Raw genomic sequence first — 12,840 nt, forward strand, 5'->3', positions numbered from 1 at the left:
GCCTTGCTTGACGCCATGCCCGGCGCATTCCAACCTGCCTCGATGAAGACAACGCTGGTCCGCAACGCGGACCTATACGCTCCTGAACCGCTGGGACGCCGCGATCTGCTGCTTGGCGGCGGCAAGCTGCTGTGGATCGGCACCGATGCGCCCGACCTGCCCGAAGCGTTCGGCGCCTCCACCGTCGACCTCCGCGGCCGCCGGCTGCTGCCCGGCTTCATCGACGGCCACGTGCACGTCACCGGCGGCGGCGGCGAAGCCGGCTTCGCCAGCCGGGTGCCGGCGCCGATGCTCTCGCACTACACCCGCAGCGGCGTGACCACGGTGGTCGGCCTGCTGGGCACCGACGACGTTGCCCGCGGCACCCGTGACCTGGTGGCCCAGGTCAATGCGCTGCGCGAGGAAGGCCTGTCCGCCTGGGGCTACGCGGGCGGCTACCACCTGCCGCCGGCCACGATCACCGGCAGCGTGCGCGCCGACCTCGCCTTCATCGACTGCCTGATCGGTGTGGGCGAGCTGGCGATCAGCGACCACCGCTCCAGCCAGCCGACGCTGGACGAGCTGCTGCGGATCGCCTCCGAAACGCACGTGGCCGGGCTGATGACCGGCAAGGCCGGCATCGTCCACCTGCACCTGGGCGACGGCGCGCGCGGCCTGGACCTGGTGCGCCGCGCGCTCGACCAGAGCGAACTGCCGCCGCGGGTGTTCAACCCCACCCACGTCAACCGCCGCAAGGCGCTGTTCGACGAAGCCATCGAACTGGCGCGGCGCGGCTGCACGATCGACATCACCGCCTTCCCGGTGGCCGAAGGCGAAGACGCATGGAGCGCGGCCGATGCGCTGGTCCGCTACCTCGACAGCGGCGCTCCGCGCGAACGGGTCACCGTCAGCTCCGACGCGGGCGGCTGCCTGCCCTGCTTCGATGCCGAAGGGCGGGTCGCCAGCATGGACGTCGGCCACTCCGGCGCCCTGGCCGACACCCTGCAGGAACTGCTGGCGCGCGGCGTTGCGCTGGAAGACGCACTGCCGGCGTTCACCAGCAACGTCGCCGACCTGCTGCGGCTGCCCGGCAAGGGCCGGATCGTCGCCGGCGCGGACGCGGACTTCGTGGTCATCGACGGGAGCGGCGCGGTCAGCGACGTGTTCGCCGGCGGACGCCCACACCTGCGGAACGGCGCGGTGCTGCGGCATGGTACGTTCGAGGGTTCATCCCGACACAACGACCAGACAGGAGCCCATTGATGCCGAGCAAACCCGCCAACGGGGAGCAACGCGGCTGGATCATCCCGATCGGCGGCGCAGAGGACAAGGACACCAACCCCCGCATCCTGAAGCGCTTCGTCGAACTCAGCGGCGGCAGCGAGGCCGACATCGTGGTGATCCCGACCGCCAGCCGGCTGAAGGAAACCGGCGTGCGCTACGAGGAACTGTTCGACGGCATGGGCGCGGCCAGCGTCGAGGTCCTCGACTTCGACACCCGCCGCGACTGCCAGGAGGCCAACCGGCTGGCGCGACTGGAGCAGGCCAGCGGCATCTTCTTCACCGGCGGCAACCAGCTGCGGCTGTCCACCATCCTCGGCGGCACCGACGTGGCACGCACGATCCGCCTGCGCAACGCGCAGGGCGTGCCCGTGGCCGGCACCAGCGCCGGCGCCGGCTTCCTCAGCGAGCACATGATCGCGTTCGGCAGCGAGGGATCCTCGCCGCGCGCCAGCAGCGTGCGGCTCGCGCCCGGGCTCGGCCTGACCAACCGCTTCGTGATCGACCAGCATTTCCGCCAGCGGGACCGCCTCGGCCGGCTCACCGCCGCGCTGGCCTACAACCCGTTCGCGATCGGCATCGGCCTGGACGAGGACACCGCGGCCTTCATCTCGCCCGACGACACGCTGGAGGTGGAAGGCAGCGGCGCGGTCACCGTGGTCGATGCGCACGACCTGCAGTTCTCCTCCATCGCGCATGCCGGCGAGGACGACCCGGTGTGCATGCTGGGCCTGGGCGTGCACATCCTGGTCGCTGGCGCCACGTTCAACCTGCACACGCGACGGGCCTCGGCCGGACGCCTGGCCACCCGCAAGACCTGACCGAAGGGACTCACCATGCGCATCCTCGAACGCTCCGTCTACGTCGGCCCTTCGCTCCACGCGCACTTTCCGGTGATCCGCCTGCTGCTGGACCTGGGTGCGCTGGAGCAGTGGCCGACCGCACGCCTGGGGCCGGAATTCATCGACGGCCTGGTGACGGCCCTCCCCGGCCTGGCCGAGCACGGCTGCTCCTACCGCGAGCCCGGCGGCTTCCTGCGCCGCATGCGCGAGGACGACGGCACCTGGCTCGGGCACGTGCTTGAACACGTGGCGATCGAGCTGCAGAACATCGCCGGCGAAGACGTCACCTTCGGCAAGACCCGCAGCGTCGACGACCGCCCCGGCGTCTACACCGTGGTCTACGAATACGTGCAGCGCGAGGAAGGCATCGCCGCCGGCGACCTGGCGCTGCGGCTGATCGCCTCGCTGCTGCCCGCCGACCTCCGTCCCGCCGGCAGCGTTCCCGAGGACTGGGAATGGGATGTCGCCCGCGACGAGTTCATCCGCTACGCACAGCGCGGCGCACTCGGGCCGTCCACCGCGTCCCTGGTGCGCGCCGCCGAGGAGCGCAACATCCCCTGGCTGCGGCTCAACGCGCAGTCACTGGTGCAGTTCGGCCACGGTCGCTACCAGCAGCGCATCCAGGCCACGGTCACCGGGCGCACGTCCTACATCGCGGTGGAGCTCGCCAGCGACAAGGAAGAGACCAACAAGATCCTCGCCGCGCTCGGCCTGCCGGTGCCACGCCAGCAGATGGCCTCCAGCCAGACCGACGCGCTCAAGGCGGCGCGCAGGCTGGGCGGGCCGGTGGTGCTCAAGCCCTGGAACGGCAACCACGGCCGCGGCATCACCATCAACATCACCGGCGACGACGAGATCCGCGAGGCCTTCGTGGCTGCGCAGGCGCACTCGCGCTCGGTGATCGTGGAGACCTTCCAGCCGGGCGACGACCATCGCCTGCTGGTGGTCAACGGCGAGCTCATCGCCGCCACCCGGCGCACCCCCGGCCATGTGGTCGGCGATGGCCGCAGCACCATCACTGAGCTGATCGAACAGGTGAACCAGGACCCACGCCGCGGCGTAGGCCACGAAAAGGTGCTGACCCGCCTTGAGCTCGATGCGCAGGCCGAGCTCATGCTCGAACGCGCCGGCCATACCGCCGACTCCGTGCCGGCCGCCGACGAAGTCGTGCCGCTGCGCTCCACCGCCAACCTGTCCACCGGCGGCACCGCCACCGACGTCACCGACGTCATCCATCCCGACAACCGCGAGATGGCGATCCGTGCGGTGCGCGCGATCGGCCTGGACGTGGGCGGCGTGGACTTCATCACCCCCGACATCACCGAAAGCTACAAGCGCATCGGCGGTGCGATCTGCGAGGTCAACGCCGCGCCCGGCTTCCGCATGCACGTGGCGCCGAGCGAAGGCACGCCGCGCGACGCCGCCGGACCGGTGATCGACATGCTGTTCCCGCCGGGCTCGCCGGCGCGGGTGCCGATCGCCGCGGTCACCGGCACCAACGGCAAGACCACCACCGCGCGCATGCTCGCGCACATCGCAAAGATGGCCGGCCACACCCCCGGCCTGACCACCACGGACGGCGTCTACATCGACGGCCAGCGCACGGTCGAAGGCGACATGACCGGCCCGGTCTCCGCGCGCATGGTGCTGCGCGACCCGACGGTGGATCTCGCGGTGCTGGAGACCGCGCGCGGCGGCCTGCTGCGCGCCGGCATGGGCGTGACCCGGGTCGACGTCGGCGCGGTGATCAACGTCCAGCCCGATCACCTCGGGCTGAAGGGCATCGACACGCTTGAACAGCTGGCCGAGATCAAGCGCATCGTGGTCGAGGTGGCCGACGAATGCGCGGTGCTCAATGCCGACGATCCCAACGTGCTGCGCATGTCCGGCTACACCAGGGCGCGCACCATCTGCTACGTGACCATGAACACCGGCCACGGCCTGGTCCGCGAGCACGTGCGCGCCGGCGGCCGCGCCTGCGCGCTGGAAGAGGGCGTCAACGGCCACATGATCACGCTCTACGACAAGGGCAGCCAGATCCCTCTGCTGTGGACCCACCTGATCCCGGCGACGCTGGAAGGCCGCGCCCTGCACAACGTGCAGAACGCGATGTTCGCCGCGTCGATGGCGTTCGCGCTTGGGTTGAAGCTCGACGACATCCGCCACGGCCTGCGCACCTTCGACACCACCTTCTTCCAGGCGCCGGGCCGGATGAACGTGTTCAACGAGCATCCGTTCAAGGTGTTGTTCGACTACGCGCACAACGCGCACGCGGTCGGGGTGATGGCCGACCTGGCGCAGCGCCTGGACGTGGACGGTCGCAGGATCGTGGTCGTCGCCGGGCCGGGCGACCGCCGCGACGAGGACCTGGTGGCGATCGCGCAGGCGGTCGCCGGGCGCTTCGACCACTACATCTGCCGCCGCGACGACAACCTGCGCGGCCGCGACGGCGACGAGGTGCCGAACATCATCGCCGGCGCGCTGCGCGACGCCGGCGTCGACGACGCCGCGATCTCGGTCATCCCCGACGAACAGGAGGCGATCGACGCCGCCCTGCGCATGGGCCAGGCCGGCGACCTGCTGCTGGTGTTCGCCGATGCGCTGGCCCGCTCCTGGAAACAGGTCACCAAGTTCAGGCCCGAAGGCGCTGCGACCGGCCCGGCGAAGCCCGTCCAGGCACCGCCGCTGGCCCTCGCCATCGAGGAGTCGACGCTCGACCTGGAAGGCCTGGTGCGCGAAGAGCGCGGCCTGGTATTCGTCCCCGACGAAGACAGCGACTGACCGCGCGCCCGATGACCGCACCCGCGCCGCTTCCCTTCGACGACTCACGCCGCCTGACCGGTCCGAACCTGTACTTCGCCGACGCCGGCGTGGTGCTGGAAACCGGGGTCGGCGCGCCGGTCCCGCGCGCCCTGATCGACGGCTGGAAACAGCGGATCGAGCGCGCACGTTCAGTCCTGGACTGGCCCGATGGCCCGGTCCTGGTGCGCGATCACGCCACCGGCGCCAGCCTCGCCTTCGCGGCGCCGGCCGACCGGCTGTACACCGCCACCGAAGTCAACGAATGGGCCTGGCTGTCCACGCTTGCAGCGGCGGGCATGGACACCGGCGAACCCGCCCTGCAGCCGGCCCACGCGCCAATCAACGATGACGACGCAGCGTTCCGCATCCTGCGCGCCGCCGCCACCGCCGAACACCTTCCCCGTCTTCGCGCCCTTCGCGAGGGCGCCCTTGCCCACGAGCTGCCGCTGCTGCTCGACGACGAACAGCTCTCCATCGGCCTGGGCACCGGAAGCCTCACCTGGGACAACCCCGCGCTGCCGCTTCCCCACGAGGTGCCGTGGCAGGCGCTGCACACCATCCCCGTCGCCCTGGTCACCGGCTCCAACGGCAAGACCACCACCGTGCGCCTGCTCACCGCGATGGCGATCGCGCACGGCTGGCACACCGCCAACAGCTGCACCGACGGCATCTACCTTGACGGCGCGCTGATCGAAGACGGCGACTACTCCGGCCCCGGCGGCGCGCGCGCGCTGCTGCGCAACCGCCAGGCGCAGGCCGCGATCCTGGAGACCGCGCGCGGCGGCCTGCTGCGCCGCGGCCTGGGCGTGGAGCGGGCCGACGTGGCCCTGGTCACCAACGTCAGTCCCGATCACTTCGGCGAGTACGGCATCCACGACCTCGACGGCCTGGCCGAGGTCAAGCTGACCGTGGCCCGCGCCATCGGCACTGCCGGCACGCTGGTGCTCAACGCCGACAACCAACTGCTGCGCCGACATGCTGCCCACCTCGACGCACCGCTGGCCTGGTTCTCCACCGACGACGGGCATCCGCTGCTGAACCAGGCACGCAGCGATGGCCGCCGCAGCTGCGGCGTGCGCGACGGCCGGCTGCGACTGTTCGACGGAGTCACTGCACATGACCTCGGCGCAGTCGCCGACATGCCCCTGACCCTCGGCGGCCTGGCCGCGCACAACGTGCAGAACTGCGCCGCCGCCGCGCTCGCCGCCGCATGCCTGGGGATCAGCCCGGACACCATCCGCACCGTGCTCGCGCGCTTCGGCCGCGCCCACGACGACAATCCCGGCCGGCTGCAGCGCTGGACGCTTGGCGGCGACGTGCAGGTCTACGTCGACTACGCGCACAACCCGGACGGACTTCAGCACCTGCTTGGGCTGGTGCGCCAGGCGCATCACCCGGCTGGCCGCCTGCGCCTGCTGCTGGGCCAGGCCGGCAACCGCAGCGACCAGGCCATCGCCGAACTTGCCGCCACCGCCGCGTCCTTCCGGCCAGACCATGTCGTGCTCAAGGACATGGACAGTGCCTATATGCGCGGCCGCGAAAGCGGCGCGGTGGCACAGCTGCTGCGCGACGCATTGCTGCACGGCGGCGTGGCCGCCGATGCCATCGTCGAGTGTCTGGACGAAGCCGAGGCCACGCGCCTGATCCTGGCCGATGCACGTGCGGGTGACAGCCTGGTCCTGCCGGTCCACGGCGCCGCCACGCGCGCACGCGTGGTCGCGCTCCTGGACCAGCTGCAGGCGCAGGCCTGGTCCGCGGGCGACGCCCTGCCCGCACCGGCGCCCGCCGGGTAGCCGCAGCGCCGGCCCGCAGCGCCGGCCCGCAGCGCCGGCCCGCAGCACCGGGAACGCAGCGTCCCGGGGCAGCGCACGATGGTGGAGGAGCCCTGGCCTAAGATGAACAGGCTCCACGCTGCGCGCAGGATGCCGCCATCCCTCCCGACGCCGCACCGGCGTCCGCTTTCCGAAGGACCCCCATGGCTTCGACTATCCAACGCCGGCCCATACCGGCTTTTCATCCAGTCCACGCACTGCTGCTCGGCGGCGTGGCCTTCCTGTTCATCGGCGCCCTGCTCAGCGACATCGCCTATGCGCGGACGTTCGAGATCCAGTGGAACAATTTCGCGTCCTGGCTGATCACCGGCGGCCTGGTGGTCGCGGGCGTGGCGCTGGTGTCCGCGCTGGCCGGCCTGCTGCCTTCGCGCCGCACGCCGGGTTCGCTGCTGCACTTCGTCCTGCTGCTGGTGACCTGGGTCACCGGCTTCTTCAACGCGCTGATGCACGCGCGCGACGCCTGGGCCAGCATGCCCGGCGGCCTGATGCTGTCGGTGATCACCGTCGTCCTCGCCATCGTGGCGACGTTCTTCGCGGTCCGTGCCCCGCGCATCGGAGGTGTGGAATGAACCGTCTGAGCCTGCTTGCCCTTGCCACGTCCGCCGTGGTCCTCGCCGCCTGCAACCCCGACCCGGGCCCGATGCAGTACGGCACCGACGTCAACCTGCCCGAGCCGAAGCGCGGCCTGCTGCCGCAGATGGTGATCGCCGATCCATCCGAGTGGGGCGACCGCGTGCCGGTGGTGCCCGAGGGCTTCGAGGTCCGCGCCATCGCCACCGGCCTGGGCATCCCGCGCCAGACCCTGGTGCTGCCCAACGGCGACATCCTGGTAGCCGAGGGCCGCGGCGGCAACGCGCCCAAGCTCAAGCCCAAGGACGTGATCGCCGGCCCGATCAAGGCCGCCGGCACCACCGGAGTCAAGAGCGGCAACCGCCTGACCCTGCTGCGCGACGCCGACGGCAATGGGGACTACGAGCTGCAGACCGTCTTCGCCGACGGCCTCAACGCGCCCTACGGCATGGCACTGGTGGGCGACGACCTGTACGTGGCCAACCAGGACGCGGTGGTCCGCTTCGATTACCAGCCCGGCCAGACGCAGGCCAGCGCCGCGGAGCCCGAAGTGCTGACGCTGCTGCCATCGAAGATCAACCACCACTGGACCAAGGCGATGGCCGCCAGCGCCGACGGCCGCTTCCTCTACGTCGGCATCGGTTCCAACAGCAACATCACCGAGCGCGGCATGCTGGCCGAGCAGGACCGCGCGATGGTCTGGGAGATCGACGTCGCCACCGGCATGCACCGCCCCTACGCGACCGGCCTGCGCAATCCCACCGCCCTCGCCATCCAGCCCGGCAGCGGCCAGCTCTGGGCCGTGGTCAACGAGCGCGACGAGATCGGTCCGGACCTGGTGCCCGACTACCTGACCTCTGTGCGCGACGGCGGCTTCTACGGCTGGCCCTGGGCGTACTGGGGCAAGCACGTGGACACCCGCGTGAAGCCGGAGAACCCGGAAAAGGTCGCCGCGGCGATCACGCCGGACTACAGCCTGGGCGCGCACGTGGCCTCGCTGGGCGTGGACTTCTCCAGCCCGGTGATGGGCGCGGAGTTCGCCGATGGCGCATTCGTCGGCATGCACGGCAGCTGGAACCGTCCGGACCCCTCCGGCTACAAGGTGGTGTTCGTGCCGTTCCGCAACGGCAGCCCGGCTGGCGATCCGATCGACTTCGCCACCGGCTTCCGCGACGACGACGGCACCACCCGCGGCCGCCCGGTGGGCGTGACCGTGGACCCGCGCGGCGCGGTGGTCATCGCCGACGACCTGGCGAACATCATCTGGCGCGTCTCGCGCGTGGGTGGCCCGGCGGTGGCGCCCGAGATGCCCGAGGTCGGGGCGGATGCGGATGCAGACGCCGACAGCGAGACCAACGCCGACGGCGCTCCCGCCGCTGACGCGGGCGGCAACGCAGCGGAGCCGAACGGCGCCGCGACCCGCTCCTAGCCTGCGTCCGCCGGGGGGCGTGTCGCTCCCCGGCTCCGGCGCGCCTTCGCGCGCTTCCGGACCGGCGACGCATCGCCGCCGCGGCCGGAGATCCCGCCGGCCGACCCGGCGCGGGCGTGCAGCTCCTGCAGGTCCGCCAGCGTGTCGATGTAAGCGGTGAAGTGCCGCAGGTACTCCGGCGACTGCGCCTGCATCAGGCGCAGCATCCGCCCCGCCAGCGCGCCCGAATTGAGCGGTCCGGCATCGTCGGGCGTCGGTGCCAGCGCGCGACGCACCTGCTCGCGGTTGCGCAGCCCTGCCCACAGCTCGCGAACGCCATCCAGCGCCGGAAGTGCCGGCCATTGCTCAGGGCCGGGGAGGCCCAGGTCGGTCGGATCGGCCAGCTCCCTTCGCTCGATGGACCATTGCCCCAGCACATCGAGCACCCCGGTAAGCGGCGAGCGCCTCGCACCTTTCCTCCTGCCGTCAGCCGCCATCTGCAACCTGCGCGCCCTGCCGCGGCACCGGCGCCATCTCGACGCGGCGATTTCGCGCGCGGCCCTCGGCGTGCGCGTTGCTGTCCACCGGCTGCTCGGCGCCGAAGGCCGCGGCGAACACCGATGACGCCGGCACGCCCTGCGCCACCAGCGCGCGGGTCACGGTCAGCGCACGCTGCGCGGACAGCTCCCAGTTGTCGGCATAGCGCTGGCTGTCGCCGCGCACCAGGCGGTCGTCGGTGAAGCCGCTGACCATCAGGATCTCGTCGCGGCCGGCAAGGAACCCCGCCAGCGGGGCGGCCAGGCTGTCCAGCAGCGCTTCGCCCTCGGGCTGCAGGCGGTCGGAGCCGAGCGCGAACAGCACGCTGCCGCTGATGCCGATGCGGCCGTCGACCAGGGTGATGCGGCCACTGGCCAGCGGTGCGGCCAGCGCCTGCTCCAGGGTCAGGCGGCGCTGCTGTTCGACCTCGCGCTGCGCGACCTCTTCGGCGAGCCTCGCCTCGAGGTGCAGCTGCACGCCGATCACGCCGACCAGGATCAGCACGAACACGCCCAGCAGCACCGACATCAGGTCGCCGAACGCGGCCCACACCGGGACCGTGGAATCGACGTCGCCCTCGACCTCCAGGCTCATGCCGCCGCCCCGGCCCCGGCCACCGCGCCCGGCAGCTGGCGGAGCTCGGCGATGATCTGCTTCTGCGCGAGCACGCTCAGGTCGACCAGCTCGCGCGCCTGCGCCACGTAATAGGCCAGCTGTTCGTCGCTGCGCGTGCCGGAGGCCTCAAGCGCGACGGCGATGCCGTCCAGGCGTCCGGTCAGCTCCGCGTTGCGCTCGCCGAACTGCTGCACGGCGCCGGCCAGCGCCTCGCCCAGGCCGGCCACGCCGGAGGCCCCGGCATCCAGGCGCGCCACCGCGGCGTCGATCGCGCCGGTGCCGGCCTCGACCTGCTCGCCGAAGCGTCCGCCGGCCTGCTCCAGCAGCGTGGACGTGGTCGACACCAGGGCATCGATCGCACCGCGCTGTTCAGTGGAGGCGTGGTTCACGGCCTCCAGCAGGGTCGACAGCGTCTCCATCAGCTGCGTGCGCTCGGCCAGCATCGCGGTATCGCGCACCATGCTGTCGGAGAGCTTCTGGCGGAGCTCGGCGACCATCTCGGCGGCGGCGCGCGGCGCTTCCGACGCGGCCTCAACCAGGGTGGAGATCTTGGCGATGGTCGCCGCCGCGTGGGCCTGCGACTGCGCGCCGATGTCGGCGGCGGCACCGGCCAGGGCCGAGGCCACGGCCTCGTGCCGCTGCGCGGCCTCTTCGCCGGCGCGGGCCCAGCCCTCGCGCAGCGAGGCGGCCATCGTCGCGAGCTGATCCTGCCAGGCGGCCAGGCGCTCTCCGTCCTGCTCCGACAGCGCGGACTGCAGGCGCGCATGCGTGCCTTCGAGCTGCTCGAGCAGGGTCGCGGACTGCACGGCGAACGCCACGCCGGCCGCGTCCAGCGCCTGCCCGTGGCGCTCGACCAGGGCATCGTGCTGGGCCTGCTGGCGCGTGAGCGCCGCGTCCCAGGCGGTGCCGAGCTGGGCCGTGGTGGCCTCCAGGCGCGACGCCACCTCCTCGACCATGCCACCGGTGCGCTCCACGAGGCGTTCGCCTGCCGCGTCCAGGCCCGTGCGCAGCGCTTCGGCCAACACCTGCTGCGACCCGGCCTGCTCGGCCAGCGCTTGCTGCCAAAGCGTCGTGGCGGCGGTCGAGCTGCGTTCGAAGCCCGCGTCGAGCGCGGCCAGCTGGCGCTCTACCGAAGCGGCAACCGTCGCGTTGAGCTGCGCGGCTTCGCGCGTGAGCGTGTCCATCGTCGCGGCGACGGCCGGCCGCACGGCCTCGGCGGCCGCGCGCGCGCTGTCGGCCGCGCCGCGTTCCAGCGCCGCCGACAGCGTGCCGGCGAGCCGCTCCCAAGCCGCCGTGCTGCCGGCATGGAACGCGTCCTGCTGCGATGCCTGGCGCTCATGCGCGGCCTCGGCCTGCCGCTCCATCGCCGCCGCCATCGATTCCAGGCGCTCGACCAGGGCCGGCATCGACTCCGCCTGCGCCTGCATCAGGCGCAGCGATTCATCGCGCTGGTGGGCGCGGGTATGCACGCGCAGGCCGTCCACGCTCGCGGCGTCGAGCAGGCGCACCGCGTCCGCGCGCTCGCGGCGGCACAGCGCAGCCAGCAGTCCCAGCATGGCCGAGGCGGCCACGCCCGCGATAGAGGTGCCGAAGGCCACGCCCAGGCCCTCCACCGGCGCAGCCAGTGAATCGCGCACCGCCTGCAGGTCGCTTGCCGACTGCAGCGCGATGCCGGTGCCGCGCAGGGTGACCAGCATGCCCAGCAGGGTGCCGAGCATGCCCAGCAGGACCAGCAGGCCGACCAGGTAGGGCGTGAGCGAAGGCGCCGGCAGCGGTGCCTGGCCGCTGTCGATGCGCTGGCGCACCGCGCCGCGCAGCGTCGGGTCCAGGCCCGCCATCCAGGAGGCCAGGCCATCCGGTCCGGGCGGCGCGTCCAGCGCGGCGACGAGGCCACCGGTCGCCTGCCGGTAGCGGTACAGCTCGACGCCGCCGATGAGGTACAGCGCGCCGATCAGGGCGGTGACCGCCAACGCCAGCGCATGGCTGCCGATGTAGCCCGCGCCGATCCAGCACACGACCAGCAGGCCGAGGGCGAAGACGAGGCTGCAGAGGAGAGTTTTTTTCATGCGTCCGGTCGTTGGCTGCGAAGCGCGGAAAGCAGGGCTTCGATGGGGTGGAAACGAAGATCGAGTTCGGCCGTCAGCACCTGCCGCGCCTCGTCGCGGAAGCCGGCGCGCCAGGCGCCGGGATCCATGTTCGCCGGCGCCTCGGCATCGGCATCGAGCGCATGCAGCCGCTCGAAGCGCGCGACCAGCGCAGGGACGACCGGCACCAGCAGCGCGTGTTCCCGCGGCGCCAGCAGGCCTTCCATCACCGCATCGACCGCGGCCAGCCGCGCCGGGCTGTCAGCGCACTGCGCCAGGCACTCGCGCAGCTCGCCGCGCAGGCGCCCGGTCGCCGACTGCATGTCGCGCTGCAGCCCTTGGCAGTGGTGCTGCACGGCGGCGGCACCCGCGGCGGCACTGGCGCCGTCCTCGCCCGCGCGGGGATACCGCGACAGCGTCCAGTCGCGGGCATCGTCGGCGATGGCCTCTTCCAGCGCGCCACGAACGCGCATGCATTCAGCGGCGACAGCCGCGACCTCGTCCATCCTGGCGCCGGTGCGATCCGCCGGGGTGTGCTCCGTAGCGGCGTGCTCCGTAGCGGCGTGCTCCGTAGCGGCGTGCCCCGTAGCGGCGTGCTCCGTAGCGGCGTGCTCCGTAGCGGCGTGCCCCGCAGCGACATGCCCCGCCGGGGCATCACTCGCCACAACGGGGCTTGCGGCGCCCTCAGGGTCCTCGCTGACGTCCCGGTTCGCGGGCGCGTCATCGAGCGCCCGCGACAGGGCCACGGCGCGCTGCCAGTCCAGCCAGTCGCCCAGCACCTCCGCCGGGGACCGCGCCTGCTGGCCGGGTTCGACGCCGGCCAGCCGGGCCAGGAGCCTGGGAAGCGCGGCGCCCGGGACGCGCGCCCGGGTGCGGTGTTCAAGCATGCT

General features: G+C 72.2%; 10 protein-coding genes. 6 read left to right on the plus strand and 4 right to left on the minus strand.

Annotated elements, in window-relative coordinates:
* The first annotated feature begins 42 nt into the window (after positions 1-42).
* The 6 genes from iadA to WCE39_RS03730 all read left to right on the plus strand — a co-directional run bounded on the left by iadA (position 43) and on the right by WCE39_RS03730 (position 8,735).
* A complete protein-coding gene (gene iadA, locus WCE39_RS03705; RefSeq protein WP_343275359.1) occupies positions 43-1,242 on the plus strand; it encodes a beta-aspartyl-peptidase in 1,200 nt (399 codons plus the stop codon).
* Positions 1,242-2,081 (plus strand): cyanophycinase, encoded by an 840-nt coding sequence (locus tag WCE39_RS03710; protein WP_343275360.1) that lies wholly within the window; start codon positions 1,242-1,244, stop codon positions 2,079-2,081. The genes iadA and WCE39_RS03710 overlap by 1 nt, the downstream gene beginning before the upstream one ends.
* Before the next feature lie 15 nt (positions 2,082-2,096).
* Entirely contained in the window at positions 2,097-4,883 is a 2,787-nt protein-coding gene (gene cphA / locus WCE39_RS03715; protein WP_343275361.1) for a cyanophycin synthetase, read from the plus strand.
* A gap of 11 nt (positions 4,884-4,894) precedes the next feature.
* Complete coding sequence (locus WCE39_RS03720) at positions 4,895-6,697, plus strand: Mur ligase family protein (RefSeq protein WP_343275362.1); 1,803 nt, start codon at positions 4,895-4,897, stop codon at positions 6,695-6,697.
* 182 nt (positions 6,698-6,879) lie between these two features.
* Entirely contained in the window at positions 6,880-7,305 is a 426-nt protein-coding gene (locus tag WCE39_RS03725; RefSeq protein WP_343275363.1) for a DUF2231 domain-containing protein, read from the plus strand.
* A complete protein-coding gene (locus WCE39_RS03730) occupies positions 7,302-8,735 on the plus strand; it encodes a PQQ-dependent sugar dehydrogenase (protein WP_343275364.1) in 1,434 nt (477 codons plus the stop codon). The genes WCE39_RS03725 and WCE39_RS03730 overlap by 4 nt, the downstream gene beginning before the upstream one ends.
* Here the strand turns inward: WCE39_RS03730 and WCE39_RS03735 are convergent.
* From WCE39_RS03735 to WCE39_RS03750, 4 genes are read right to left on the minus strand one after another with little or no spacing between them, the layout of a single operon-like run.
* On the minus strand, positions 8,732-9,211 hold the full coding sequence (locus WCE39_RS03735; RefSeq protein WP_343275365.1) for a DUF2894 domain-containing protein: 480 nt from the start codon (positions 9,209-9,211) through the stop codon (positions 8,732-8,734). The two genes, WCE39_RS03730 and WCE39_RS03735, sit on opposite strands and share 4 nt — an antisense overlap.
* Entirely contained in the window at positions 9,201-9,845 is a 645-nt protein-coding gene (locus WCE39_RS03740; protein ID WP_343275366.1) for an OmpA family protein, read from the minus strand. The genes WCE39_RS03735 and WCE39_RS03740 overlap by 11 nt, the downstream gene beginning before the upstream one ends.
* The gene (locus tag WCE39_RS03745; RefSeq protein ID WP_343275367.1) at positions 9,842-11,932 is read right to left on the minus strand and encodes a DUF802 domain-containing protein; all 2,091 of its coding nucleotides are present in this window, start codon (positions 11,930-11,932) and stop codon (positions 9,842-9,844) included. The genes WCE39_RS03740 and WCE39_RS03745 overlap by 4 nt, the downstream gene beginning before the upstream one ends.
* Entirely contained in the window at positions 11,929-12,837 is a 909-nt protein-coding gene (locus tag WCE39_RS03750) for a DUF3348 family protein (RefSeq protein WP_343275368.1), read from the minus strand. Before WCE39_RS03750 ends, WCE39_RS03745 begins: the two co-directional genes overlap by 4 nt.
* Positions 12,838-12,840: the final 3 nt, after the last annotated feature.

This window comes from Luteimonas yanweni (assembly GCF_039548475.1).
GTDB lineage: Bacteria > Pseudomonadota > Gammaproteobacteria > Xanthomonadales > Xanthomonadaceae > Luteimonas.

Coding starts and splice junctions, on each gene's coding strand:
- iadA (WP_343275359.1), top strand. CDS start 43: ATGAAGACAACGCTGGTCCGCAACGCGGACCTATACGCTCCTGAACCG.
- WCE39_RS03710 (WP_343275360.1), top strand. CDS start 1,242: ATGCCGAGCAAACCCGCCAACGGGGAGCAACGCGGCTGGATCATCCCG.
- cphA (WP_343275361.1), top strand. CDS start 2,097: ATGCGCATCCTCGAACGCTCCGTCTACGTCGGCCCTTCGCTCCACGCG.
- WCE39_RS03720 (WP_343275362.1), top strand. CDS start 4,895: ATGACCGCACCCGCGCCGCTTCCCTTCGACGACTCACGCCGCCTGACC.
- WCE39_RS03725 (WP_343275363.1), top strand. CDS start 6,880: ATGGCTTCGACTATCCAACGCCGGCCCATACCGGCTTTTCATCCAGTC.
- WCE39_RS03730 (WP_343275364.1), top strand. CDS start 7,302: ATGAACCGTCTGAGCCTGCTTGCCCTTGCCACGTCCGCCGTGGTCCTC.
- WCE39_RS03735 (WP_343275365.1), bottom strand. CDS start 9,211: ATGGCGGCTGACGGCAGGAGGAAAGGTGCGAGGCGCTCGCCGCTTACC.
- WCE39_RS03740 (WP_343275366.1), bottom strand. CDS start 9,845: ATGAGCCTGGAGGTCGAGGGCGACGTCGATTCCACGGTCCCGGTGTGG.
- WCE39_RS03745 (WP_343275367.1), bottom strand. CDS start 11,932: ATGAAAAAAACTCTCCTCTGCAGCCTCGTCTTCGCCCTCGGCCTGCTG.
- WCE39_RS03750 (WP_343275368.1), bottom strand. CDS start 12,837: ATGCTTGAACACCGCACCCGGGCGCGCGTCCCGGGCGCCGCGCTTCCC.